Below are 25,966 nucleotides of genomic sequence, written 5' to 3'. Positions count from 1 at the left end.
TCTTTAAAAGCTTCGCTTTACGAGCCTTAGCAAGTGCCTTCAAGCTATCATAAATTAGGCGTTTCTTCCATCGCGTTTGGCTCTATCTAGTCCTTCGGCTAGACTTAAATATCACTTCTTTTTTGCTAAAAATCGTCTACCGCAGGTCAAGAACATTTTATTAGTGCGCATGCGCGTTTACCTCGTTGGACCAGTGAAAACGCGCACAGTTAACTATCTGTATACAATGAACTTATCAGCATTTTGCTAAATATACCATCTGGAAAAACGCGCATGCGCGTTTTCCAAACCTATTATCTACTTAACGAATAGCATAAGCGATTAATTCTAATGCTATTTATTTAAATCAACATGAGAAAACGCACACAAATTCAGGATGAAAATCGTTCAAAATCCTGATGATTTGAATATGACTGTATAGTTATTCAGTTTTTGGTTGGGAAGTAGTGAATTACATCTCGCTGGTGTCGCGATGAAAATGTCTAGGCCAGAAAGCCCATTAGGTACTGATCCACCGACAACGTGTTAAGTCATTTTGAGGCAAAATCAAGTCAGTTTTTTATTCCCCCTTCCGACATCCGCCAAATCGAAGAGACGTTGAGATACCGAGTGTAGATACGCCGGTGAGCTTCCGAAACAGGGATGTTTCGCAGAGCCTAAAGGGACTTATTCACGGCGTCTCACAGGCGTATCTGCACATCCCTCGCCGGGCAGGCGTTAGATGGCGATAAAGGTATGACCTTCACGCACCCCCCCAATAACAATGAACCAAAAGAGAAAATGTAACCAGCCTTTATTCGAAGGCTAACAAGTTTTGGGGCAAAAGTGAGTTACGGAACTCCTGCAATGAAGCCACATTGAATAGAAAAAACAGGTGTAGCTGGGTCTGTGACCGTCTGTGACCATCTGTGACCCTCTGTCACCGTCTGTGAGATAGACATCACGGACGAGACTATGGGGATATACTCATGTCGTGTCACTGAAATCACTGCACATACCCACCTGGAGGCAGTAAACAATAATGAAGGTATTATCTTCAAGGACACCAGTAAATACCAAACTAACTAGAGGCTAAAACAGAAAATGTAATCACCCTTGATTCGAAGGCAGCCACTCGGCTAGAGCCAAAATAACAGGTCGTACTGATTTGAGAGTAACTTGACGCTCATGGCTATCGACATAGTGACCACTAACGGCTTAATAATTTTACTGCCTTTTGTCATCACCATGCGCGAACCTAAGGTTGCACCAAGAGCTTGGCCAATCAACATGATGCCGCCAAGTAACCAAAACACTTTACCGCCGAGCGCAAAGAAGATTAGTGAGGCGATATTAGTAGAAAAGTTAAGCACCTTAGCGTGTGCCGTAGCCTTTGCTAAGCCAAATCCCGCTAGCGATACAAAGGCCAACGCAAAGAAACTACCCGTCCCAGGGCCAAAGAACCCATCGTAGAAACCAACCCCTAATGCGGCGGTAAAACCAAAAACCGTTGGCGTAAGTATCTGGTGCTTATCCTCTTCACTAATTTTTTTAGAGAACAAAAAGTAGCCACCAATCAACAGCATCAAAAATGGCAATACGGATTCAAGTACCGAGGCATCAATCAGCTGCACACTAATCGTCCCCAGCGCTGAGCCTATAAAAGCGCATGCGATGGCCAGTTTCATTTGGCCTAACTTAACCATGCCTTTACGCACAAAATAAGCGCTGGCAAAAAAACTACCGCCGCAGGCCTGTAATTTGTTGGTCGCCAGTGCTGCTGTTGGTGGCAGCCCTGCCCACATCAATGCGGGAATGGTTAACAGCCCGCCACCACCAGCGATAGCATCGATACAGCCTGCCACCATAGCCACAACAAACAAAATAGCGATAAGTTCATAGGTTAATTCAAACGACATTTTAGTGATTGGCTTTAACGAAATTAAGAGTGGCGCTATTAAACGTGGTTTACACAGATAAAGCAAAGGAGTTATTGTCTTTGTTATGTGACAATTTCTCACACTAAAACCATGACACTTAAACAGCTTCCACCACTAAATACCCTTAAGTATTTTGAATCTGCAGCGCGAAATTTAAGTTTTACCAAAGCTGCAACTGAACTTTATGTCACTCACGGGGCTGTCAGCAAACAGATAAAAGCCCTTGAGTCCTATTTAGGCACGTCGCTATTTGTGCGGCAACATCGGCAGCTGGCATTAACTGAAACGGGACAGCGTTATCTGCTGCATATCAGCACCGCTTTGCACACGATTGACCAAGCAACAGATGAGATAACCCTGCGTGCCTCTCGGCATCAAGCGTTATCAGTCAACGTGTTACCCAGCCTAACGATTAACTGGCTGATCCCAAGACTCGAAGCCTTTAAACGACGAGCACCACAGCTGTATGTCGACCTGTCTATTGGCGACTTCCAGGTCGATTTTAGTCAGCAGCATTATGATATTGCCATCCGCAGTGCAACGAGCACACCAAAAGGGTGTAATGTGATTAAACTGATGGATGAAGATCTCTGCTTAGTTTGTGCGCCTCAGCTAGCCAGCCAATTAACTCAGCCGTCAGATATTAATAACATGACACTACTCAAGCACACGACACGCCCCGAATTGTGGCCTTATTGGGCAGAAAAAGTCGGCGTAACACTCACCACATCGAAGAAATTTGGTATGGAGCATTTTTACATGCTCAGTCAGGCGGCCGTGAGCGGAATGGGCGTAGCACTTATTCCGCGCTTTTTTATTGAACAAGAACTCAATAACGGCAGCTTAGTGATCCCATTTTCAGCGGGTTTTACCAGCCCTTACGCCTACTATGTATTGACACCACAAGCAACGCATCTACCTGAAAAGTCAGCGGCGTTTATTGATTGGATATTAGAGATTCTCAAGCCTTATCGTAGCAGCTCATCAAGATGAATGGGCTAAAGCAAATAAAAGCCAATACCCCTTGCTGGAGCATTGGCGCTATTTAGGCCTAGATAAGTTTGTCGGCGACGTCAAAAGCCTCAAGGTAAGATTGGCCCGCATCGGCATCAAACTCAAAGTTAAGCACCTTCAAACAGGTGTCGAAGGTTTTTTCGCCAAACCATGTTTTATCAAACGCATGCAATGCACTGATAATGCCTGCTTGTCCACCGTCGCCCTGCAGTTTAATGGGTGTCAATGTGGCAATAAAGCTCGCGACTAAACCGTATAAATCTTTTTCAGCATCTCCTTCGGCAGCCCACATCTGTGGATCCGCATACCGACTAGCATAATGGCTAGTTGCGATATCCAGTCCAATACCAAAGTTCACTAAAATCGCTTTATGTTTGTTGCAGATGATGTTCATTGGACAGATAGCACCATGATAGATCTCCATCTGATGCATATACTGTAGCGCTGATAACAGCTGTGTGAACCACATGACTGGCTGACCTAACTGGATCTCATTTAACTCCTGTAATGACTCGCCATATTCCCAAGCTCTGGCAATAAAGAGTTCATCACTTTGTGGCAGCTGACCAAAGGCCAACACTTTTTCAATATGCGGATGATAGACTTTAGATAGGCTACGGTAGAGATTGCTGAGCAGTAACCAGTCGGTGTCCACTTTGTCATAAATTGATAGACCACACTGATAATGTCCCTGTAGATGGCGAGCGCGCCAGAATTGACTGTGCTCGGTCGCTGCGATAAAGGTTTCTAGGCGGTAGTGATGATCAACAATCGCCCCAGTTTGTATCGCTATGCGCTCTGGCAAGGTGTCACAGACACCATTATCAATTAATGCTGAAATATCACAACGCAATGCATCAAGGTCCGTCGTCGCTCCCGTTGCTGCCAATCGATACCACTGATAAACACGCGGCTGTTTGGTTTGTTCTGCCAAGGTTAAGAAGCTAGCCGCATAAGCCAGAATATCTTCGCTAGTGTTCAGATTATCTTTAATGTCAATAAACTCAACGTCACCCTGATCTGAGATAAACACGCAATTGCTAGTCCACCCACCAACGGTATAGCCACGGCGGTGGATCTGTTGCAATCCCGACACTGAGCGGCGCAATATCTCCAGTAATTGATAAGTGCTGAGGTTTTCATGTTCAAGCACATTTAGCGGCACACCAAGGGGCATACGGATAGGAAGCACTAACTGCTCACCATCTTGTATTAAAGGCGCACAATGTGGAACGCCACTGCAACCCGACAGGGCCTGCAAACGCTTAAATTCGTCCCGCAGTCGCTGCTCAAAATGGCTCGACTCATCGCTGTTTTCAAACTGAGTCGGCACGAGTATTTTAAGCAGCCAAGGTGCAGTCCAGCCTCCGGGATTGTATTCAGACTGCCACACTTCTAGCCCAGACTGAATAAACAGGCATTTTAGCTTGATGAAATCTTGAATCTTACTGTTGCGCTGCTCAACCAATGCCACTTGCCCAATGGTCTTAAGCACCATCTCTTTCTGTTCATCCGTTACCAAATGTTTGTGCGGTGCAGTGAGCCCCACTCTTTTGTTAACGCCTGGACGATTTGAGTTGGCGTATAGATACTTAACGAGCCTTGCTGCTTTTCAAGCTCAATCTCTTCGCCTTTGCGACCCGTAACAAATACCATGCCTTGGCACCACGGTGCATAAACGCCTACAGGTACCTTATGCTTGACATTACCCGCCAAAACGCGCGCGACATAGTTAGCTTTGGCTAAACTGTTATCAACTTGACGACCATCTAGCGACCATGCATGTAGACCCGCATCGAGACGACCGATATAACCTTTTACATCGACCACATACACGCCCCACTCACCTATCACTAAGGCATCAACTTCCATGGCTTGGCCCGATTTAGTGGGAATTTCAACATTGGTCAATAAGATGTAATTCTCGGGCAGCTCGTCGGCTAGCATTGAAAATGCCCAACGCTCAGCATCATTAACTGGGGTACCAAAACTTATCTGCTTTGCCATTCTTTTCTCCCTTAGTGGCAATTGCTATACATCTGATAAATGCTGAATTTGAAGTATAAAAAAGCCACTAATACTAGTGGCCTTTTTTATTCAATATCGCATTAGTGTTTACAATCGTCGCTGCACTCGTGCTCATCATCGGCAAATTCGTCATCGCCCTCTTGATGTTGCATTACGCCCCATCCATCTGTGGCACCGCCAAACTCGGCGGCAAAGCTATTGAGCTCAACTTCTTGTTCAACAATGGCGTTGTAGTCAGGCACCATGTTGACACACACGATGAGTTCCCATTTGCCCACATCATCGTTGAGATGCAACTCCATCTCGCCTTCAAGCTCTGATTTGGTTAACTCTTCGGCCGCAGACTCAGCGTCTCGTTGATCATCAAAGACGAGGAAGAAATCAACATCAAGCGCTTTCGTTAAATCAATACCAGCATCGGCCATTGCCGCTAGCATTTTGCCATTGTCATCATCTGGAAATTGCATTGTAAACTCCAATATTTAGAAACTAGTCTGCCGCAACAATGGTCACGCTTTCGTCATTAAAGCTCACCACTTGCCCAGCGATCACTTTTTTACGTTTACGCGTTTCAACTTCACCGTCTACGGTCACCATACCTTCACTGATAACGAATTTCGCTTCGCCACCACCACCAGTCATGGATTGTACTTTTAATACTTTATAGAGCTCAATAAACTCTTCACCTGGCAACAATGCAAGGGTTTGTGATGCTGTAGTCACACTAGTGTACCTTTTCAAAATGAGATCGACGCGATTATAACACTGATACGCTAGAGTGCACGTTCATGGGTTAATAAGCCAAAACAACAATCATCAATCCAGCGGTCATCGATTCTGTAATTGTGACGTAACACCCCTTCAAGCTGAAAACCACATTTTTCTAGCACCCGAACCGATGCTCGATTTTCCGTGGCACACAAACCAATAAACTTATACACTTGATGAGACAAGCTAGCCCAGTCAATCACTGCCGCTAAGCTCTCAGTCGCATAACCTTGACCTTGACCCGCCTGACTAAGCATATAGCCAACCTCTGCGTGCCCTAAATCGACGTTGCTGGCATAAAGCCCAGTAAAGCCGATAATGTTACCTGTGTCTATCTCTTCGATAGTGAGGGTTAACCAATCACCAGAGTCAAATAACCACGGTAATAACCGCGCTTCAAACTTATCACTGATAGCCTGGATACTGTCCGGCCGTCTTACAAATTGATTAAGCTCAAGATCTTGGTGGATTGACAAGAAAACCTGCCAATCCGCCCGCTGCAATGATCGGATTTTTAACCTGTCGGTATAGAGTTCAAGCATTGCAGTGTCCAGCATTAACCGCGGCTGGTCACTTCAAGTAAGTGATAACCAAACTGAGTTTTTACAGGACCTTGTACTTCATTAAGTGGCGCACTAAATACCACTTCGTCAAATTCACGTACCATCATACCTGGGCCAAAAGAACCTAGGTCACCACCTTGAGCACCAGATGGGCAAGAAGAGTTTGCCTTAGCGACTTCGCCAAAATCTGCACCTTCAAGGATCTGCTGCTTCAATTGTTCACACTGCTCTTCGCTGCTAACTAATAAGTGACGTGCTGTTGCTTGTACCATTTTGCGCTCCTAAACTTCCCGAAAATAGATAAAAATAAAACCCAGCAAGTATAAAACATTTGCTGGGTTTAAAAAGCGTTAAAACAAGGTTTTATCCCTTAAGCTTTCTGCGCTGCGATCCACTGATGGATTTTTCGCTCCATCACCGCCATAGGCAATGAACCAGAGGTTAATATTTGGTCATGGAACCCTTTCAGATCAAACTTATCACCAAGGGCCGCTTCCGCTTCTGCACGCAGTGATAAGATCTTCAACTGGCCCACTTTATACGACAAAGCCTGTCCCGGAATCGCCATATAACGTTCGACTTCAGCAACAATGTCAGATTCTGCCATTGGCGAATTATCTTTCATGTATTGAATCGCTTGTTCACGACTCCACCCTTTGGCATGCAGACCGGTGTCGACCACTAGACGCATGGCACGGAGCATTTCGTCTGACAGTTTACCGAAGTATTGATACGGGTCATTAAATAGGCCCATTTCGATTCCTAGATATTCAGCGTACAGCGCCCAACCCTCTTCAAATGCCGTATATCCACCAAAGCGCTGAAATTCTGGCACGCCAGTAAGCTCTTGCTTGATAGCAATTTGGAAGTGATGACCTGGTGCAGCCTCATGCAGAGACAAGGTGGTCATGCCCCACTTAGGTTGTGCTTTAAGGTTGTAGGTGTTGATATAAAACACCCCAGGACGTGACCCATCAACCGCTGGCGACTCGTAAGACGCGCCTGCAGCAGACTGCTCTCGGAAGCTTTCTACCGGCTTAACCACGTAATCTGCTTTAGGCATCACATTGAAGTATTTAGGTAACTCGGCATTAATCTTATCTTTCAACGTCATATAACCATCAATAAGCCCCTGACGTTCGTCAAAGAAATACTGCGGCTCTGAAGAAAGTGATGCAAAAAAGGCGCTTAAATCACCTTCGAAGCCGACTTGCTGACGAACCTTGTCCATTTCAGCCAAAATACGTGCAACTTCAGACAAGCCCACCAGATGGATCTCATCCACAGGCATTGTTGTCGTCGTGTGCGAGTTGGCTAAATGCTGATACCACACTTTACCGTTAGGGAGCCCCCACCAACCGTCACTTGCTCGCGCCACGGGTAGATAGGTTTGTTCGAAATAGTGCTTTAGTTGAGTCAGTGCTGGTAACAGCTGCTCTGCAATCAATTTGCTGTAGGCGTCGGTAACCGCTTGTTTATCTGCATCACTAAAATCATCGGGTAGATTATTGATTGGTGCATAGAACAAGCTTTCCTGCGGCGATGTCACTAATTGTGCCTCAAGTTGAGGAATAATACGTTCAACCAAAACGCGCGGCAGTACAACCTTGCTTGCAATCCCTTCATCCATTCGAATTTGCGCTAGCTTAGTCCACTCAATAAAACCGGTTAAACGCGACAACCAATTATTGTAGTCTTCAACGGTATTGAACGGTTGGGCGCTTTCGCCACTACCGAGCTGAACCATGCTAATGACCGTGCTGTAAAACTGATTCATTGGCATAAAGTGTTCAGGGAAGGTCTCTGAGGTCAGCGCGACGTTTCTGTCATAAGTGAACATGTCATAGCTAAGCTGTAATGCTGCTGGTAGCGCTTGACGGTCAATCGCTTTTACAGCCTTTAGGTAGCGCGTATTTAGATCATGACGCTGCTTTAAATAATCTTCGGTCAGTGAGCCGCCGAACTGATCGTTATAATCGTTGACACCTACAAACGTGGCATAAATAGGTTCTAGCTTAAGCGTATCTTGAAAGTAGCGTTCAACTAGGGCTAGGTAAGCCTGTTCAGCAGTTTGCGTAACACCTGTTTCTACAGATGTTTTCGCGCTAGTTTGCGTTTCCGTGGAGTTTTGTGGTGCTTCACTACAACCCGCTAACGCTAGGCCTGCAGCGACAGATAGCGCGATAAAGGTTTTGTTCATTATTTTATATCCTTCATATTCTGTTCAATTGCTTGTTGTTTTCTATACTTATCAATAGGTGCATGAGAGGAACTAGCCAATGATCTATTCATTTCGTAACTCGGGGTTTAGAGACCCCGAAACTGGCGTCTATAACCAAACCTATTTTATGGAGGTCTTTAATCGCGAATGGCATCGGCATATCAGAGACAACCAGAGTTTAGCCCTATTGTATCTTTGCCCACACATACATGAAACAGTTAAGCAACCTCATTTACTTGAATTGTTTATGAAACAGGTGCAAGAAGCGATACTACGCACAACCGATATGGTTGCAAGACTCAATCAAGATAACTTCGCCCTTGGACTATTTAACATTGACGAAGTCGGCACCCAAACGGTTATCGCTCGCATAGAGCAAAAAATCGAGGAGTTTAATCTTGAGTATCGACGCAAGCATGCCAGCCATATCGACTATGAACTTGCCGCTTGTGTATGCCAACCAGTCAACGAGCTCAATATTGAAAACCTGTTTGAAGATGTAAAGCTACTCAGTAGTGAATTAGAGTTGCTTAAAGATAAGCATGTGCAAGTTCGCAGCCTTACCCTGCAATAACCACTCAAAATTCGGCATAAAAAAAGCCCCTATCAAGGGGCTTTTTTAGCAATTAAATTTAAAGTGCTACGTTATAAATACGTGCCTTTTCTTTAATATATGCTAGGTAGCTATTTGCAGTACGCTTAGTTTTCTCATCCTTGGCAGCTTTCAAGCAAGCGTTATACGCTGCTTTGTATTGCTTGGTACCAAGATAAGCGAGAGCCAATTCGAACTCAACTTCACCTTTACTCACGTCACCAGCAGCAAGCGCTTTCTTAAGCACAGGAATCGCATCCTTATGCTTTTCTTGCAAAGTGAGTAGACGTGCCTGCTTTAAGTAAAGCTTACCGTCATTATTGACTGCAGCTGCTTTACCGTAATAACTCGCCGCTTCCTTTAACTCTTTAGCGTTATGATAGAAACCACCAAGAATAGAGAGCGTTTTCTCGTCTTCTTTGATTAGGCCGCTTTTCATATGCTTTTCATAGATTTTAGCTGCACGGTATGGCGAACCATTTTGTGCTAAAAGCTGAGATAAACGAGTAATGTTACCCGCCGTCTCTAAAAATCCATTCTTATAAGCTAAATCATAAGTTGCTAACGATTTATCATAGCTTTCAGTCATCAAATAGAACTGCGCTAACTGTACCCACAGGCGACCATCTTGTTGGAACAATGGCACCATAGTCTCGAGTACTTTAACGGCATTCTTATAATCTTTCTTATTGAAATAAGCGGTTAGCTTCATCTGGTACAAACCTTTGTCAGGTTTAGTACTAACAGAAAGACCTTTATCGACAACTTGCAGAACTTTGTCCCACTCTTTAAGTTCAGAATAAGCAATACCGATACGACGATACACTTGTGCATCTTCTTTACAGGTAAACTTCATCCACTCATAGTAGTAAGGAATTGATTCTTTGAACTTTTTCTCTTGAATCAACAAGTCGGCGTATAAGCGCAAGGTTGCACCGTGATCGGTACCACCAAGAATATCAGCATCTACTGCAGTCTTAAGATACTTAATTGCAGTACCCATCTGATTCTTTTCAGCGTAAAAGTTACCCAACATACGGGCAATGTACGCCTTATCAAATGCATCACGGGGATCAGCTTCAAGCAAAATGGCGATAGCACCGTCAATATTGCCTTCTTGATATGCTTCAAAAGATTTTTGTACTTTCTTTGCAGAGCTTTGCCCAACCGCTTTAGATTGGCGCTTGTCAATTGGGCACTTTTCTGCCGCAGCGTACGCCATTGGCGCAGTCACTAGACTACCACCGATAGTAAGCAAAAGAGCTGCTGCAAGAGTATTAACTTTTTGCATCATTATTTGCCTCCATCTAGTTTAAAGTCGAGTTGTACTGTCATGCCTGGTTGTTTAAGGGCTTTACCGTCAACAATCTTTGGCTTGTACTTCCACTTTTTAAGCGCACGTTTCGCTTCTTTATCGAAAACACGCTTTGGTTCTGCTTTGATAACTTGAACGTCTTCAACACCACCAAGTTCGTTAATCGTAAAGCTAAGTTGTACCCAACCTTCTTTACCATCACGAGCTGCAGCAATTGGATACTGAGGCTCAATACGAACGATAGGTGTTGCGTCACCATCACGTGTCATCATGTTACCAAGCTTGAAGCCAGTACTTGCTCCGCCAGCTACCACACCACTCATGTTAAACGACATGTTAGTGTCGATGTCAGATGAGCTATCTGGTGGCGGCGTATCAGGCAAAGGTGGCTGCTCAGGCGGTGTAGGTGGCTTAGGCTTTACCCTAGGCTTGTCCTGCACTTTTGTATCCTGTTTATCCATACTGATCTCAATTACTGGAGAATCAGTTGCAGTGTCGGCGCGCTTGGCGCCGCCACTGACCAAGAAGGCCATGAAAACAAACAGGGCAAAAGTAACAGCACCACCAACTAATAATGATACTATTCCTCTCAGCATATTAGTCTTTCCCCGCTGATACCGAAATCTTATTGATACCTGCTTTCTTCACGTTGTCCATAACCTTAACTACTAGGCCATGTTCAGCTTCTTTATCTGCTTCAATCAATACAGCCGCTTCAGGTGATTCAGCTAACATACGTTCTACGTTTGCCGTTACACGCTCGATGTCAACCTGACGGTTTTCCATCTTAATTACGCCTGTCTTGCTTACACCGATAAAGATGTTTGCAGACTTCTGAGTTGTCGCTTGAGAAGCTTCTGGCTTGTTATAGTCAAGACCAGATGGCTTAATGAACGACGTTGTTACGATAAAGAAGATCAACATGATAAACACGATGTCGAGCATCGGTGTCATATCAATTTGTGCTTCTTCTTCTATACTTGAATGCTTTTTACGTGCCATGTTCAATCTCTCTCTAGTGGTGTGGCAGGCTATCTTTTAGCTTTTCCATACTGATCTTCATCTTTGCGTCTAGGCGAGTACTAAAGAATACTCCCGATAACGCAGCGACCATTCCCGCCATTGTCGGCATGGTTGCCATTGAAATACCAGCTGCCATCATACGAGCGTTACTCGTCCCATGAACTGCCATCACATCGAATACCTGTATCATACCGGTTACGGTACCTAGTAGACCTATCATAGGACAGATTGCTACTAAGGTTTTGATAATCAGCATACGAGCATTCATATCTTGTTTCGCTTGGGATACCCAAGCTTCACGGATACGGTGTGCGTGCCAAGAGGTAGAGTCCTCTCTTTCACTCCATGCAGTGATAATGCCTTGATGCTCTTTTGGCGCAATTAAATTGAGATACCAAAAACGCTCAAGCATTAACACCCACATTAGGAATAGCACTGCCGCAACCAACCAAAGGACGTCGCCTCCGGAGGCCATGAAGCCCCTGACGGAATCCCAGATGTCCATCAGGTATAGCATCATTAGGCGTTCCTCTTCTCAGCGTGCGAAGCTACAATACCAGCACTTTGCTCTTCAAGGATTTGAACAACTGACTTGCTGCGTGCAATAACGATTGCATGCATCAGCATTAACGGTAGTGCAGCAACTAGACCCTGTACAGTCGTCATAAGTGCCATAGAGATACCACCAGCCATTAGCTTAGGATCACCCGTACCGAACAACTGAATGCTTTGGAAGGTTGCAATCATACCTGTAACCGTACCCAGAAGACCCATCATAGGTGCGATAGCCGCAAGAACCTTGATAATTGAGATGCGTGTTTCAAGTGCTGGTGTTTCTTTCAGAATGGCTTCGTCAAGTTTCAGCTCTAACGTTTCAACATCTACATCTTTGTTGTCTTGATAGGCTTTTAATACACGGCCAAGTGGGTTGTCACCTGGGTTCTCAATATCTTTGCGCTGTGCGTTAACTTTAGCACCAACAACATATAGCGTGATAAGACGCTCGATAGAGATAAGTGCACCAAGAGCGAGTAGTGCGATAATGATGTAACCGATGGTTCCACCCGCTTCAATACGCTCTTCGATTGTAGCTTTTTGAGTGAATACGTTTAGTAGTACACCACGCGCAGGGTCAACAAACAGCTTATGAATACCTGACGTTTGGCCTTCGAAAGCCTTAACGCTAGATACTTGCTCGCCGCCAGGCTGCTGTGAAAGCTGCTGAATCAGGCCTAAATCTGCGTTGTATACAACGTATTGACCATCAGCAAGCAGGTTGTAAGCACCAACACGAGTTACTTTAGTGTTGTTTACGTTACCGTCGATACCCGTTACTGAAGCATCGAAAGTTACAACTTTACCAGACTCAGCCATTTCAAATAGCTGCTCTTCCCAGAACTTTTCTAGCTCTTCGATCTTTGGTAGCTCTTTACGAGCACCAAGTTCAGCGATAAACGCGTCACGACCAGGGAACTGAGCACTAACGTTTGAAGACACTAGCTTGCCAGCGAAATCACCCGCTTCACCTTTAACAACACCGAACATCTCACCCAAGTCACCTTGTGCAATTTTACGGTCTTCTTCTAACTGAGCAATTTTACGCTCGTTGTCAGCGAAAGCTTGTGAAAGGTCTTTGCCACGCTGTTCTTCAGCAGCAAGAGCAGATTTTTCACGCTTAAGTAGTGCTGCTTTGTCGCCACGTTCCGCTTGGAACTCAGCTTCACGCTTCTTGTTTACTTTAGCAGCGTTAGCACGGTCAGTTTGTACTTGCTTAAGTAGCTGATCGATGTTTTTAGGTGCGTCAGCCGCACTAACCATACCAGCTGTTAATGATAAACTTGCAGCAACGATTGCTGTAGAGATTAACTTTTTCATTATTGTGCAGCCTCCGCAGCAGGGATTGGTAACGCGAACATATCTGGAGCACCTTGGCCACGAGCTTGGCGAATTGCTTTAGTAATGTTACGTAGGTAGCTATCTTCTAGCTTGTCCCATGCTTTAGTCTCTGGATTAAACATCCATGCAGACTTTTGGTCTAGGCTTTGTGCGTAGAAGCCAACGCGACCGAAGTTGATGAAGTCAACAAGGATCTCTTTGCTATCTAATTGCAGCTTACCCGTTTCAACATTCAACTTAGAGCCATATTCACGCTCGATGTTATATGCATCTAAGATAAGACGGTATTTTTCAGCCAAAGTTACGTTAGCGGTATCTAGGGTTTCACGTAGACGTTTAACACGCGCTTCACGAGCATCTAGATTAAATGGTAGATCAAGTGCAATGAATTGCTCCAGTGCATCAACCATCTTGAACATAAGTGGCACAACGCCTTGACGAAGCTTGTCAACGCCGTTGATGTCATCTTGAATAAGTTTCATTGTTGCTTCTTGGTCTGCGACCAAACCAGCAACGTAATCATTGTATGACTTAGTTGACTCACGCGTGTCAGCAACTTGACCATATTCAAACGCCATATCTTGCGCTTGGTCGTAATACTTATCGACTTTCTTTTGAGATGCTGCTGCATCTGTGTGAATCTTAGTATCCGCTTTCTGTACTTCTGAAAGTGGATCTGCAACCACTAAGTTACTGCCTGCTAAGGCCAGCGCGCCTACGAGCGCTGTAGCGATTTTAGTTCTATTGCTTACCTTGGACATAGTTCCCAACCAATTTGAAGTGAAAAATAAAAGGTTTAACTTAATAGCAACACCGGGTTTCTGCTTATCTTGCAAGAATTCCTCAGCTATAAGTGTGCATTTCTCTTGTGATTGTTAGTTATTATCTTCCCTTTTCCACACCCCTCAGGGTGTAGACCCGCTGGCATCATTTCACAAAATGTTGACCTGTGTCAACATTTGGGGAGCGCTAAAACTAGTAGAAAAAGCGATTAGGAGTCGAAAATCGTATAAGAGGTGCTTTTTCAGACAAGTTGGTAATTACTTCACAACGAACCTTGTTATCAAATTAGAACGACTAAACCACTAAACCATTAATAAACAAAGACTTTAATCATTAACACAAAACACCACAAGATTTAACAAACGCGCAACCTAATTGTCATTAAAAACTTGTAGATGTCACTAATATGTAAACCGTTAACCACTTCGTCCTGTCTAAATTAGGCAAATGCAGGCCAATCATTAGGTGTTTAACATGACGACTCAGAAAGCTTAATCAAGGTTATCTTCCAAGCCAATATCTTACCTTCGTCATCACAAATAGTGTCGATGCATTCTAGCGCTGCGTCTGATAATGACGCTAATATGTCTGCTACTTTTTGTTCAGAAAGTGCCGCGTTAACGAGTTCTCCGAGGCGCTCTTTCAACGAAGCTATTTGACCTGATGCAAACTCGATGTAAGTCAGCTTTTTGTCAACCGACCAGAATAGACCTTGCTGAAACAGTGTGGCAACGTAATTGAGTAACTCACAATCTTTTAAAGCCGCTTCATTGAGTTTTGCCAAAGTATTAATTTCCGTATTTAACTCTCCTCTTAAACGCTCGGCTTCAGGATCAATTTTGATACGTTTTAGATCATCACCATTGCTCATATTCCCCATTCTTTTAACGAGTGCTGTGATGATGCTAAATACATTATCCACGGCGCTATCATTAATTAATGCCAAAATGTCTCGATTTCTATTAATGATCATTGAACGGCTGTGATGAGTAACGACGCAAAACCTGCCACCGGTTTTCAATACTCTTAGCGCTTCAGGAATAGAGCGTGAAAGATCAGAATATTCGATACCAAATTGAGACATGACCAAATCATATTGGCCCTTCTCGAATGGCAACTCGTTACCATTAATATTCGAGATCAGTGAGACAGTTACTTCATCATTCAGCTGTTGAGTTGATAAATCTGTAGCGATCTGTGCTAAATCAACACCATCAACATGCCCGCCTATTTGTTGGTCACGAAAAAACTGATTGATTAGCAGTGGCAGTGCACCATTTCCCGTAGCAACATCTAATACCTTAAAGTTTGGCTTTAACTTAGCGAACTCTGTATTCCATAGGGTACTCAATACGCCAGAATAATTACCCTTAAAACTATCACCAAAAGAAGTTAAATGCCCTTGCTGCCAATACTCATCCCAATGCGAACTCATCACGCCACCATTTAGTTATTGTTTTGATGCTTGATAATACACCATAAAAAAAGGCCCTATAAAGGGCCTTTTTCTTACACTATTTCTATATCAACGTTTAACTAGCTCTTAGAACTTAAGAGTGTAGCTCGCACGGTATTCACGACCGTAGTTGTTGTATAGGTCAGCATTTTCATACTTACCATCTGAAGATAGTACTGGATCTTCGTCAGTTAGGTTGTTAACACCTACCATGATAGAACCATATGAACCCGCATCATACGTGTAGCTTAAGTTGTGGATTAACCAATCGTCTAACTTACCTTCATCCTTAACTTCATAAGTTGATGCAGTGTAGTTCACGTTCCAAGATACACGATGGTCACCCATTGAGTAAGTAGTTGTGAAGTTAGACTTGTAGTCAGGTTGACCGTTCCAGCCTGCAGTATTGATGGCGTCAGCACCACCTTCTACTTCCACGATGTAATCCAATACGAAGCTGTTCATCCAGTTCATAGAGAAATCACCGATACCTGTTTCGATGTTACCGTTTAGGCCAACGTCGATACCAGTAATTTGCATCTTGTCACCGTTACCGTAACCAGTACCAATTTCAAGAGCTTTACCTAGCGCGCCACCAGTTCCTGGAGCACGGTTTACATAGAAAGTTTCTGTAGTTGCTAGGTCACCAGAAGCGATACCGTCCATCACGTTAGTGATTGAACGACGGCTGATCACGTTGTCGATGTTTAGGTCGAAGTAGTCAACCTTGATACCGAAGTTATCAACAACATCCCATGCCACACCGAAGTTAATGTACTCTGAAGTTTCAGGTCCTAGGTCACTGTTAGCACGAATATAGGTATCGTACTGCTTGCTCGAACAATCAGAAATATTATTAGACTTACAGTATGGGTAATCGGTACCGGTATCGGCACTGAATGTAGTCGCAGCATATAGCTGATCTAGTGCTGGAGCGCGGAACGCTTCAGAGTAAGACGCACGAACTACGATATTTTCAAGTGCTTGCCAGCGAACAGAAACCTTAGGCGCTACGTTTGTACCAAAGTCGCTGTAATCATCGAAACGAGCCGCTACGTTAACTTCTACAGAATCGATAATTGGTAATGCTGCTTCATAGAAAGCTGCCCATACTTGACGGTCACCACCAGCAGAGTTACCTGCGCTACCACCAACTAAACCAGCTTCTGATTGCGCATCATATACTGAAGCGAAATCTTGCTCGAAGTATTCCATACCGAAGTAATGAGCAACAGTACCACCTGGTAGTTCAAATGCATCGAAACCGATACCTGCATTGTACTGGTGGAAAGTGGCTGAATCTTGAGTAAGAGTCGTTGCTTTCATGTTGTTTACACCAGCTTCAGAACCAAGATCGATTCCGTTAGCTTCGTTGTAAGCAAGACCTGAATAGCTTAAGTAGTACTCACCGATAGACTTGTTATCAGCTTTGTTGTAGTGGTAGTAGAATTCCCACGTTGCATCATTCCATGCACTGATAGAACCGCGAAGACCAGTTAGGTAATCTTGGTTATAATCATCTACGCTACCATCACGTGTTCCGATACCAACCCAACGGAAGTAACCTTTAGTTTCTTCGCCGTATGGGTTATGTGGGTTGTCAGCAGCCATGTTATTCCAAGCAGCAGCTGGCGGCGCATAACGACCAAATGAGTTGTTCTGAGTAAACATGATGCGACCAAACCACTCAACATCTTCAGCGATTTCATAGTTTGCATCAACATAAACAGTGTTACGGTCAACAGATGCCTTGTTATAAGACACATTACCGTATGCATACATACAGTAAGTTGAACCTGGACCCCAATCAGTATCAGCAGCAACAGTCTTAAATACATTGTCACCGTATTCTGCAGCTAAGTCATCACACAATGGTGAAGCTTGTGTTGTAGAGAAGTCAGGTGCTGCAACCGTTGCACCGTAGATAGACCAGCCATCAGTCTCGTTATACGCTTGAATTGTACCGTCACCGTCTAGGTCACGCATCCAAGGTGCTGTAAATGCACGGTCGCCATCAGCAATACCTTTACGGTCCTGGTGGTCAAATGCAAAGGTAATGTTACCCTTATCCATTTCGTAACCAGCAACGACTGAGAACTCTTTACTTGTTAGTCCGCCGTCACGGTCACGTGAACCGCCACCAACGTTGAATTCGATACCTTGGAAGTTCTTTTTCATGATGATGTTAACAACACCAGCAATCGCGTCAGAACCGTAGGTAGAAGATGCACCGTCAGTTAGAATTTCAATACGCTCAACAGCCGCCATTGGGATAGCGTTAAGGTTAGCTGAAGCGCCACCTAGTGTTGGTGAGCCTGGGAAACGCTTACCATCAATAAGAACTAGAGTACGGCTTGAGCCAGCACCACGTAGATCGATAGTTGCTTGAGACTGTGCTGAGCTACCTGAACGCTCAGAGAATGAACCGAATGAGTTTAAGTTACTGTTACGTAGCGCATCAGCTACAGTAAAGTTACCTTCAACTTTCATGTCGTCTGCAGTGATCGTTGTTACAGGTGAAGCACCTTCTAGATCGCTACGCTTAATACGTGAACCAGTAACTTCAATACGTTCAACTTTTTCTGCAGACTCTTCATCTGCTGCGAATACTGCTGGAGCAGTAAAAGCAGTCATAGCTGCACCACTAACTAGTGCGAAACGCACTGAATTAGCTAATAAGCTGTTCTTATACATGTTGTTTCTCCCTGGACTTTATTTTTTATTTTTGTGTGAAAGTAAACACAAATCAACATCTGTTGTTACACTTGTGCACATTCGCAAACAAATAGAACCACATGTGAAACATTTAATCAACATTCGTCTCATTATTTTCACAGATTTATGGAATGAACGGTTAATTTGTAGGCTAACCTCTCATTTATGCATAAAAAATAGATCTCTTCCCGGCAGTTCTTCTTAAATAACCCACGTGTAAAAAGCGCCCATAAGACCTTAGCGGGAGAAAGGAAAAAGTCTAAAAAACAAGAAATAAGCTTACTTTACGCCCCCAAAATAGATAACCAGATGCTAAAGTAAATGGGGGGTGGAGTGGAATGCACTGAGAGCTTGTTAGAATTAAAAGAGTTTGATAGAGGCTGATATAAAGTGGAAAGACTGTTTAAGGTCACTGTGGTGGGGCGATTGCCAAAGACGTAAAACTCTATTTTTGTAAAGAATAGATTACAAAAACGCCAACATATCAATGTTGGCGTTTTATTTATCATAAATAAACGGTTAGAACCTTACGTTGACACCTGCATAGAAGTATCGACCCGTTACATCATAAGCTTCAGATGCGGTATTAATCCCCGTCCCTCCAGAGTTAGTGCCTTGAGGAAGAATTGGCGGCTCTTTATCGAATAGGTTTCTAACACCCACTGACGCTTCAAAATTCTCGCTAAAGTTATAGCGGGCATTGATGTCATGGTAAACCACTGCATCAATCTCATTGTACGTGGTGAGTGGCTCACCTGTGGTAAAGTTGAAGTTCTCTTCGTTGACAGAGTCAACCACTGAATGCCAGTAACGCATACGCCATGCAAGGTTGAAATCATCAATCAAGTAAGAGAGGTTTAAGTTAGCACGATGTTCTGGATAGAGCACTTCACCAACATAATCAACAGCATCACCATCTTCAATACCGGTTATTACGTACTCATTGGTGTAGTTCCAAATCAATTGTGCTCGGAAGCTACCCGGACCGAGATCAACGGTGTAGTTAATTTCTGTATCAAAGCCGGAGGTGTCGATATTGTTTTCATTAGACGTACCTGAATGCACCTCAATTAATGCGCCGTTCTGATCACGAATGGCTGCACCATTACAGTTCGCAGAGAAGTCACTCGATGCCACATCAAAACAACGATTCAATACTGTTGTTCTACTTGTGGTCGAGATGGCATCTTTTACTGCAATATCATAGTAATCAAGCGTGATAGAGAGATCGTCCATCACCTGCCAAATTACGCCGGCACTCCATGTATCTGCGGTTTCGGCTTTGACATCAGCATTACCACCAGTGGTACCACCTGTTCCTTGTGCTTCTGTCTGGGTGAGTTCAAACACACCTTGATCAGTAATCCTGTCATTAATCGACTGGATAGAACGACAGTTGTCAGCCACTTGTCCAGATGTGCTCGCATCAATGCCATTACAGGGATCTGCCACCGTCGCAAATGTTTCCCCTCTACCACCATATAAATCAGAAATATTTGGCGTGCGGATAGCCGTTGCAGCCGATGCTCTAAACTTTAATGTATCTAGTGGGGTAAATTCTATACCTGCATTCCACGTGACATCACCACCAGTAATAGAATGGTCGGCATAACGCGCTGCTAAATCTAATTCTAATGAATCTAAGATGGGAAATATGGCTTCTGCGTAGATATCTTTAGAGTCCAATTTACCATTGGTTGGTTCCGACTTATTGGTCGATGACGCTCCCGTTTGTGCTAAATCACCAGGACTGTATGAACCGCGCTCCTCACGATATTCTAGCCCAAATGCCATACCAACATTACCACCAGAAAGCTCCCAAGGCAGCTCGCCTGTCACGGTACTTCCAATCACAAACTGCTCTGCTTACCCCGTTGCCTTAGCGGGGGCGCGTACATAGTCAACAGCGTCTTGAGACACAGTGCCTTCACCAAACAGGTTTAGCGGCACACAACCTTGCAAACGCGCATCTTCATTAACACAAACTAAGTTGCCATTGCCATCATCCATAACATCTAGCGCTAAAGCCGCACGCTCAATATTCATCTGGCCGCCATTTTCTTGGAACTGATCGGTACGACCCCAAGTTAAATACGTTTGGTTGGCCCATTCATCATTTATCTGCCAATCCACCCCAGTCGCGATACGAACCGTATCGCGCTCTAAATCGGTAGAACGCGCGCCAAACTCAACTAATCGTCTAACAAAGGTGGTTTCATTTAAGTTTGAAATACCATCTGCAGCGAGAGCATTGCGCAACGCATCAGGTACCAAAGGCGAATTGATGCTCATCCCTCCACTACCGTTACGGTCCTGCAGCCAAATATCATTCACCACATCAAGTGGTGTCGGTTCAATAGTAGAGTCTTTGGTTTTAGTCGTGTTCCAGTTAATCTCAGTAAAGAATGACACATCGTCATTGATCTCTTGTGTTAAACCCGCTGCCGCATACTTACGCTCTAACGGGGTAACTAGCTGGCGATATGATGCACGATTAAATCGACCATCAGCGGTAAATGGCGTGCCATCTGCGTTATAACCATTGACGCGTCCTTGAGGCGGGTATGATGAATAGAGGGCATCGATGTACTCATTTCCATCATCATCTAAATAGACCGCCAAATCTTGGCTTGAGAAATCACGATCGGTCGCTTTGATGCCATCATCATCGTCATAACCTAATGAAACCCAAGCATTACCGCCTGACCAATCTTTACCTGATGTAATACTAATTGTCTTAGTCTTTCGATCGCCCTCTCCCGCGACACCAGCCTGCGCACTAATTTCCACGCCATCAAAATCACTACGTGTAATGATGTTTACCACACCAGCAACGGCATCCGAGCCATATACAGCTGACGAAGCGCTTTTCAAGATATCAATACGTTCAATCATTGATGTCGGAATTGCATTCAAATCCACCGCATAACCCGTGGATGGGTCGACACCCGATACAAAGCGACGGCCATTAACCAATACCAAGGTACGTGACTGTCCTAAATTACGCAGCGCGGTCGTATTAAGGCCTACTGTCGTGGTTGAAAACGCACTATTAGATTGATCCGATGCGGCGATTGATACCGGCGATGAGTTGAGAATGTCCGCGACGTTTATCGCACCCGTTTGCGCAATATCTTCTCGAGTTAGCGTAGTAATCGGTACTGTCGTCTCCATATCGGTACGTTTAATTCGAGAACCTGTGACTTCGATTCTTTCTACCGTGTCATCATCGGCCGCCATTGCTTGTGGGGCGGCCAAGGTCATGGTTGTCGCTGCACCTAATAAAGCTAACTTTATTGAGGCACCTAAAAAGCTGCGATTCTGTTGCATGTCATTCTCCTAGACTTCAATGTCTTTTATATTTATGCAAAGCCATCTGGCTTAGTTGGAACAATTGGCATCGTATTAATTGCCAACATTCGCAACAGAAATAAACACAAGCGCAACAAGCAACCAACAAAAGTAACAGATCTAATTTGAGGCATACCCATCAAACAGCTAAAAATTATCGAAAAATGGGCGTAAACCCATCCAGAAAAATATGTAAGCCGCTGTATAAAAACAAAATAAACTAACATTTACAGGGTGACACAAAATGCAACACATACCGATTCTGCTTACAAATAGCAAAAAGCAGTAACAGCGTGTTGTATTTATGTTAAAGGTGATATTTAAGAGCGAAAGGCACAAAAAAAGCGCTTCATATATGAAGCGCTTTTTTGTCTATTTTTTATCGATTTAAGCCTTACAAAGTGTAACGAATACCAATTGCTATACCATCTTCTTCTGAGATAGACATTCTCGCTTCTTGCTCTTGGTCTGCACTGCTAAAGTCACTAAAGTCTTTACGGCCTTCAATATAAAGTACTGTGTTGGCATCCCAAACATAGTGTAAACCCGCTACAACAAATTGACGCTTGAAAACATCAGTAGGGTCTACGTTATTTGGTTGAATAACATAATCGCTACCAGCATCAAGAAGGTTGTAGGAGATAAATGGACGTAAACCATTTTCAAACTTGTATGAGAACAATGACTCAATTCCGTAAGAATCTTTGATCAAACGACCTAAGTTATCGGTATCGTGGTTTTCATTCTTGTTGAAGTTCGCTGCACCATAGAAGCCATCAGCGTCAAAGTTACCCCAAGTCACACCAGCACCGTAAATTAAGTCCACAGCGGTGATCTGTTCACCAGTATGGAAACTGACATCGAACTCTCCGCGGTTAACACCTGCGGTTAGGACTAGTTTATCAGTAGCTTGATAAGTTACAGAACCACCATATGTGTAGCCATAATCGACTTCTTGTGACTCTTCGTTATTATTCCAACGTTCCTCGCAATCAGTGCTAAGTCCGGGAAGGTTTTCACAGGTATAGAAACTATTATTTTTTAGCTGCGCTTGCACAGCAAAGCTCACATCACCAAAGCCATTACGATATTGGACGATTTTGTCACCACGACCTACACCATTGATGGCACCATCTGCTTTGTTGTAAGTGTAAACACCTGCCGCGTTACCATCCCATACAAAGCCATAGTTGGTGTTGTACACGACGTCATACCATGCACCCCACTGCTTACCAATGGTCAAACTTCCGTAGGTATCATGGCTAAGGCCAACATAACCCAAACGGTTATTAAGGAAATCACCACTTTGAGATTCAAAATTACTTTCACTGCTGTAAACAATTTCACTGTTACCAAATGGGTTAACACCCCATTCAAGCTTGGTAAAGGCTTTCCAGCCGTCGGTCATTTCCCGAGTAAAACCGAAATTAATACGCGATGCGCCGTTAACGACTTCGGTTTCGCCTTGAGTGTTAATCACACGGGCGTCGATAAATCCGCCAATTTCAACAGCATTTTTATCATCTTTGTAGATTTCAATGGCTGATGCTGCAGGTACAAATATGACAGCCGCTAATGCTGTTGCTAGTAAACTCTTTTTCATGTGATCGCCTAACCTTGTGTTATGTTCAGTTTGCTCTATATTTTTTATTGTCACATTCCGTCGTTTTATTTCGTTCCAATTTCAAATTGAGACTAGCAAAAGATTAGCAAATCCTCAAAGACGAATATCACAAAAAGTGCAGTTATTTTCACCACATTAACCACTAAAACCTCTACGCATCATGACTTACACCATCTGTTAACATTTATTCAGAATAAGCTCAACGAAGCTTCATCTAAATTAACGTCATCTGTTTAGAGATAAGGTCACTGAAAGAAACATTGAAAACTGAAAGTACAGGATCAGAAATAGGTGCGATTTGTTTATCCAAGTAATATTGGTAATCAATTTTGCCGATACAAAACTGAATGGGTTCAGCCCCCGAGAGGGTGATTAGATACTCAATCTTACTGCCCCGTTTTCCGTGTGCCGGCACGCCACTTCGCTCACAATATAAGCTCGCAGCTTTAACATGGGGCGAGGCTTTTTGGGTATAGTCAGCAATATCACGCCTGAGCCGTTTACTAAAAATAAGCAACTCGTCAAGTTCACCTGCTTGCAAACGCACAATGATATCTTGCAGGTACTCTTGTACGTCTTGTTTAGCGAATAACCGATAATAGAGCTGCTCTTGCACCTGCCTAGCCAATGGACTCCAGTCGCTTCTAACCTGCTCCATCCCTTTAAACACAACGCTTAACTCCCCCTTTGGATTAGTGTAGGCCCCCACATAGCGCTTTTTAGACCCCTCTGTAGATCCCCTCAGTGTGGGCATAAAAAACTGCTCAAAATGACGTTCATATTCTAACTCTAAATAACAGGGAATATTGTACAGCTCTGCTAATCGCGCTTGCCACTTACCATTAATGGTAGCGACTAAGTTTTCTGCGAACTTATCAATCGATTCTATGCCACTGAGATCGGCCAAATGCACAAAAGTCGAATCGGTGTCACCATAGATTACGCGTAACCCAAGTTCTTCAATCCATTGACGCGTCTGTTTCATTATTTGATGGCCGCGCAACGTAATAGAACTGGCTAACCTTGCATCATGGAAAACACACCCACGAGAGCCAAGCACACCATAAAGTGAATTCATGATGATCTTAATCGCTTGAGAGAGGGGGGCGTTGTTCTCTAATTTTGCTAACTCTCGCTTAGCAGATAGTTCAGCAATTAAATTGGGTAAAATGGCGCCCTGACGATTAAAAGTTGCCCCAAGAAAACCTGGTACGGTTTGCGACTCAGCTAACCTTTCGCCCTCAATCAGTGCCTTGGGGTCGATATTAAAAGTACGAATAATAGAGGGGTAGAGACTCTTAAAATCTAGTACCAAAATATGTTGGTACAGCCCCGGAACAGAGTCCATCACATATCCACCAGGGCTTTCTATCCCATCACTGGCAGGACGACTTGGGGCCACAAATCCTGCACGATGTAGATAGGGTAGATAGAGATTATTAAAGGCTGCAACCGAGCCACCCACACGCCCTAACTCCAATCCTGTGAGACGTGAACGCTCCATGGAAAACTCGGTAAGATGTGTTTTTTTAAAAATGTCCCAAACTAAGCGGCTATCGGTTAGATTGTAATGCGCCAAGGCTAACTTATCGTGCTGAAACAACTCGGTAATTGACTCACCTCTATTTTCCACTTTATCAATAGCCTTGCCCTCCCCTAAAAGCTGACGTGACACATGCTCTAAGGAGAAACTATCAAACTGATAAAAAGCCGCCTTTAACCAATCGATGCCATCTAACACCACTCGACCAGGTAGAATTAATGTCTCAGGCCTATACTTGTCTTCAACCTTCCAATTGAGAAGCTCATCGCCTCTACCTAATGTTAAGGCAATATTATGGTACTTGGCACGGCGATAAAGCAGCGCGATATCGAACGTCACCACTGCCCAGCCAATGATAATGTCGGGGTCTGCTTGCTTAAACCAAGCAACCAGTCCATGAATCAAGCTCGCTTCATCCTCTACCCAATCAATATAATCTACCGATTGTGATTGAGGACTATCGCCCACCATGATGACCTTTGCTATCTTCTCTCCTGTATCGGACTCACCATAAAGTGCGACGCTGTATAGCTGGCCATCCATAGCACATTCAAAATCCAATGATACAATCGACATCGTTATCTTAAGATCACGCTTGCGTGCTCTGCTGGCTGTAAACGTTGGCAATGCACGAGCCGATGCGGCTTGGCCAATAAACTCGGCATCTAAGGCAATAAACCGCTCAATGAGGTAACGTTGCTCTGGTCGAATATCGGCCTCAAATAACTCAACGCCTAAATCATTCGCTTGGCGTACTAGCTGCCGAAAAGCTTGCCCCGTTTGGCTATAGATAGCACTAACACTTTGGTGACTGAAGCTACTCAGCCCAAGTTCTTCAATACGAACGGACGCTATCGCGCTTAAACGAGGTGCCTCATGAGCTAAACAAAAACAAACTCGCGCGCTGTCGTTAACCACCACTTTAACCGGGCCGTCTATCGTTTTTACATAGTACAGCAGAGCGTTACCCGAATGATGACGAGTTAAAATCCGGCCTTTTACTGTCTCCTGTATGCTGTTTTTACCTATCTCACTCAATGTTTTCCCAACTCTATCAATTGCCAAACTCTGTGGTTTAAAGTGAATTACCGCTTAAAATAGTCACGATAACGCTTCTTAGGCTATGTAATCACTGTTATTATGTACAGCTCTATT

The 25,966-nt window shown here is 44.0% G+C and carries 22 protein-coding genes; 2 read left to right on the top strand and 20 right to left on the bottom strand.

Annotation, left to right across the window (positions count from 1 at the left end):
- Positions 1 to 1,118: 1,118 nt before the first annotated feature.
- Positions 1,119 to 1,898 carry a TSUP family transporter gene (locus tag L876_RS0120740; RefSeq protein WP_028765549.1) on the bottom strand — a complete coding sequence of 260 codons (780 nt, stop codon included), beginning with the start codon at positions 1,896 to 1,898 and terminating at the stop codon, positions 1,119 to 1,121.
- A gap of 111 nt (positions 1,899 to 2,009) precedes the next feature.
- On the opposite strand from L876_RS0120740, the gene gcvA reads away from it, so the two are divergent.
- Positions 2,010 to 2,912, top strand: coding sequence for a transcriptional regulator GcvA (gene gcvA / locus L876_RS0120735; RefSeq protein ID WP_028765548.1), 903 nt, complete (start codon positions 2,010 to 2,012; stop codon positions 2,910 to 2,912).
- 58 nt (positions 2,913 to 2,970) lie between these two features.
- On the opposite strand, the gene L876_RS22250 is transcribed toward gcvA, so the two are convergent.
- The 7 genes from L876_RS22250 to L876_RS0120705 form a co-directional block, all read right to left on the bottom strand.
- Positions 2,971 to 4,482: a serine/threonine-protein kinase gene (locus tag L876_RS22250; protein ID WP_248674699.1), complete on the bottom strand. Its 1,512-nt coding sequence runs from the start codon at positions 4,480 to 4,482 to the stop codon at positions 2,971 to 2,973.
- Positions 4,449 to 4,940 (bottom strand): nuclease-related domain-containing protein, encoded by a 492-nt coding sequence (locus L876_RS23130; RefSeq protein ID WP_248674697.1) that lies wholly within the window; start codon positions 4,938 to 4,940, stop codon positions 4,449 to 4,451. The genes L876_RS22250 and L876_RS23130 overlap by 34 nt, the downstream gene beginning before the upstream one ends.
- A 101-nt stretch (positions 4,941 to 5,041) precedes the next feature.
- A complete protein-coding gene (locus L876_RS0120725; RefSeq protein ID WP_028765547.1) occupies positions 5,042 to 5,428 on the bottom strand; it encodes a ribonuclease E inhibitor RraB in 387 nt (128 codons plus the stop codon).
- Positions 5,429 to 5,450: 22 nt separating this feature from the next.
- Positions 5,451 to 5,684 (bottom strand): RNA-binding S4 domain-containing protein, encoded by a 234-nt coding sequence (locus L876_RS0120720; RefSeq protein WP_028765546.1) that lies wholly within the window; start codon positions 5,682 to 5,684, stop codon positions 5,451 to 5,453.
- 50 nt (positions 5,685 to 5,734) lie between these two features.
- A complete protein-coding gene (locus L876_RS0120715) occupies positions 5,735 to 6,271 on the bottom strand; it encodes a GNAT family N-acetyltransferase (RefSeq protein WP_028765545.1) in 537 nt (178 codons plus the stop codon).
- Positions 6,272 to 6,285: 14 nt separating this feature from the next.
- On the bottom strand, positions 6,286 to 6,564 hold the full coding sequence (locus L876_RS0120710) for a peptidylprolyl isomerase (RefSeq protein WP_028765544.1): 279 nt from the start codon (positions 6,562 to 6,564) through the stop codon (positions 6,286 to 6,288).
- A gap of 98 nt (positions 6,565 to 6,662) precedes the next feature.
- A complete protein-coding gene (locus L876_RS0120705; protein WP_028765543.1) occupies positions 6,663 to 8,492 on the bottom strand; it encodes a DUF885 domain-containing protein in 1,830 nt (609 codons plus the stop codon).
- 79 nt (positions 8,493 to 8,571) lie between these two features.
- Here L876_RS0120705 and L876_RS0120700 point away from each other — a divergent pair, with 79 nt between their 5' ends.
- Positions 8,572 to 9,087 carry a GGDEF domain-containing protein gene (locus L876_RS0120700; RefSeq protein ID WP_028765542.1) on the top strand — a complete coding sequence of 172 codons (516 nt, stop codon included), beginning with the start codon at positions 8,572 to 8,574 and terminating at the stop codon, positions 9,085 to 9,087.
- A gap of 58 nt (positions 9,088 to 9,145) precedes the next feature.
- On the opposite strand, the gene L876_RS0120695 is transcribed toward L876_RS0120700, so the two are convergent.
- From L876_RS0120695 to L876_RS0120645, 12 genes are all read right to left on the bottom strand, one after another.
- Positions 9,146 to 10,396 carry a tetratricopeptide repeat protein gene (locus L876_RS0120695; protein ID WP_028765541.1) on the bottom strand — a complete coding sequence of 417 codons (1,251 nt, stop codon included), beginning with the start codon at positions 10,394 to 10,396 and terminating at the stop codon, positions 9,146 to 9,148.
- A 2-nt stretch (positions 10,397 to 10,398) separates the two neighbouring features.
- Complete coding sequence (locus L876_RS0120690; protein WP_028765540.1) at positions 10,399 to 11,016, bottom strand: energy transducer TonB; 618 nt, start codon at positions 11,014 to 11,016, stop codon at positions 10,399 to 10,401.
- Position 11,017: 1 nt separating this feature from the next.
- Positions 11,018 to 11,422: an ExbD/TolR family protein gene (locus tag L876_RS0120685; protein ID WP_028765539.1), complete on the bottom strand. Its 405-nt coding sequence runs from the start codon at positions 11,420 to 11,422 to the stop codon at positions 11,018 to 11,020.
- A 13-nt stretch (positions 11,423 to 11,435) separates the two neighbouring features.
- Positions 11,436 to 11,963, bottom strand: coding sequence for a MotA/TolQ/ExbB proton channel family protein (locus L876_RS0120680; RefSeq protein WP_081730758.1), 528 nt, complete (start codon positions 11,961 to 11,963; stop codon positions 11,436 to 11,438).
- Positions 11,963 to 13,318, bottom strand: coding sequence for a MotA/TolQ/ExbB proton channel family protein (locus L876_RS0120675; protein ID WP_028765537.1), 1,356 nt, complete (start codon positions 13,316 to 13,318; stop codon positions 11,963 to 11,965). Before L876_RS0120675 ends, L876_RS0120680 begins: the two co-directional genes overlap by 1 nt.
- Entirely contained in the window at positions 13,318 to 14,100 is a 783-nt protein-coding gene (locus L876_RS0120670) for a DUF3450 domain-containing protein (RefSeq protein WP_028765536.1), read from the bottom strand. The genes L876_RS0120675 and L876_RS0120670 overlap by 1 nt, the downstream gene beginning before the upstream one ends.
- A 491-nt stretch (positions 14,101 to 14,591) precedes the next feature.
- Positions 14,592 to 15,557 (bottom strand): class I SAM-dependent methyltransferase, encoded by a 966-nt coding sequence (locus tag L876_RS0120665; protein WP_028765535.1) that lies wholly within the window; start codon positions 15,555 to 15,557, stop codon positions 14,592 to 14,594.
- Positions 15,558 to 15,665: 108 nt separating this feature from the next.
- Entirely contained in the window at positions 15,666 to 18,272 is a 2,607-nt protein-coding gene (locus tag L876_RS0120660) for a TonB-dependent receptor (protein ID WP_028765534.1), read from the bottom strand.
- Between the two features lie 540 nt (positions 18,273 to 18,812).
- Positions 18,813 to 20,147: a TonB-dependent receptor domain-containing protein gene (locus L876_RS23125; RefSeq protein ID WP_248674695.1), complete on the bottom strand. Its 1,335-nt coding sequence runs from the start codon at positions 20,145 to 20,147 to the stop codon at positions 18,813 to 18,815.
- Positions 20,148 to 20,159: 12 nt separating this feature from the next.
- Positions 20,160 to 21,623, bottom strand: coding sequence for a TonB-dependent receptor (locus L876_RS23120; protein ID WP_248674692.1), 1,464 nt, complete (start codon positions 21,621 to 21,623; stop codon positions 20,160 to 20,162).
- 415 nt (positions 21,624 to 22,038) lie between these two features.
- Positions 22,039 to 23,247 (bottom strand): porin, encoded by a 1,209-nt coding sequence (locus tag L876_RS0120650; RefSeq protein ID WP_028765533.1) that lies wholly within the window; start codon positions 23,245 to 23,247, stop codon positions 22,039 to 22,041.
- Between the two features lie 235 nt (positions 23,248 to 23,482).
- Positions 23,483 to 25,849, bottom strand: coding sequence for a DNA polymerase II (locus L876_RS0120645; RefSeq protein WP_028765532.1), 2,367 nt, complete (start codon positions 25,847 to 25,849; stop codon positions 23,483 to 23,485).
- Positions 25,850 to 25,966: the final 117 nt, after the last annotated feature.

This window comes from Shewanella colwelliana ATCC 39565 (assembly GCF_000518705.1).
Lineage (GTDB): Bacteria > Pseudomonadota > Gammaproteobacteria > Enterobacterales > Shewanellaceae > Shewanella > Shewanella colwelliana.
Note: the sequence above shows the minus strand (reverse complement) of the source record. Positions and strands in the feature narration are given on the sequence as shown.

Coding starts and splice junctions, on each gene's coding strand:
- L876_RS0120705 (WP_028765543.1), bottom strand. CDS start 8,492: ATGAACAAAACCTTTATCGCGCTATCTGTCGCTGCAGGCCTAGCGTTA.
- L876_RS0120680 (WP_081730758.1), bottom strand. CDS start 11,963: ATGATGCTATACCTGATGGACATCTGGGATTCCGTCAGGGGCTTCATG.
- L876_RS0120685 (WP_028765539.1), bottom strand. CDS start 11,422: ATGGCACGTAAAAAGCATTCAAGTATAGAAGAAGAAGCACAAATTGAT.
- L876_RS0120665 (WP_028765535.1), bottom strand. CDS start 15,557: ATGAGTTCGCATTGGGATGAGTATTGGCAGCAAGGGCATTTAACTTCT.
- L876_RS0120715 (WP_028765545.1), bottom strand. CDS start 6,271: ATGCTTGAACTCTATACCGACAGGTTAAAAATCCGATCATTGCAGCGG.
- L876_RS0120695 (WP_028765541.1), bottom strand. CDS start 10,396: ATGCAAAAAGTTAATACTCTTGCAGCAGCTCTTTTGCTTACTATCGGT.
- gcvA (WP_028765548.1), top strand. CDS start 2,010: ATGACACTTAAACAGCTTCCACCACTAAATACCCTTAAGTATTTTGAA.
- L876_RS0120700 (WP_028765542.1), top strand. CDS start 8,572: ATGATCTATTCATTTCGTAACTCGGGGTTTAGAGACCCCGAAACTGGC.
- L876_RS0120740 (WP_028765549.1), bottom strand. CDS start 1,898: ATGTCGTTTGAATTAACCTATGAACTTATCGCTATTTTGTTTGTTGTG.
- L876_RS0120725 (WP_028765547.1), bottom strand. CDS start 5,428: ATGCAATTTCCAGATGATGACAATGGCAAAATGCTAGCGGCAATGGCC.
- L876_RS0120650 (WP_028765533.1), bottom strand. CDS start 23,247: ATGAAAAAGAGTTTACTAGCAACAGCATTAGCGGCTGTCATATTTGTA.
- L876_RS0120670 (WP_028765536.1), bottom strand. CDS start 14,100: ATGTCCAAGGTAAGCAATAGAACTAAAATCGCTACAGCGCTCGTAGGC.
- L876_RS0120690 (WP_028765540.1), bottom strand. CDS start 11,016: ATGCTGAGAGGAATAGTATCATTATTAGTTGGTGGTGCTGTTACTTTT.
- L876_RS0120660 (WP_028765534.1), bottom strand. CDS start 18,272: ATGTATAAGAACAGCTTATTAGCTAATTCAGTGCGTTTCGCACTAGTT.
- L876_RS23120 (WP_248674692.1), bottom strand. CDS start 21,623: ATGCAACAGAATCGCAGCTTTTTAGGTGCCTCAATAAAGTTAGCTTTA.
- L876_RS23130 (WP_248674697.1), bottom strand. CDS start 4,940: ATGGCAAAGCAGATAAGTTTTGGTACCCCAGTTAATGATGCTGAGCGT.
- L876_RS0120675 (WP_028765537.1), bottom strand. CDS start 13,318: ATGAAAAAGTTAATCTCTACAGCAATCGTTGCTGCAAGTTTATCATTA.
- L876_RS0120710 (WP_028765544.1), bottom strand. CDS start 6,564: ATGGTACAAGCAACAGCACGTCACTTATTAGTTAGCAGCGAAGAGCAG.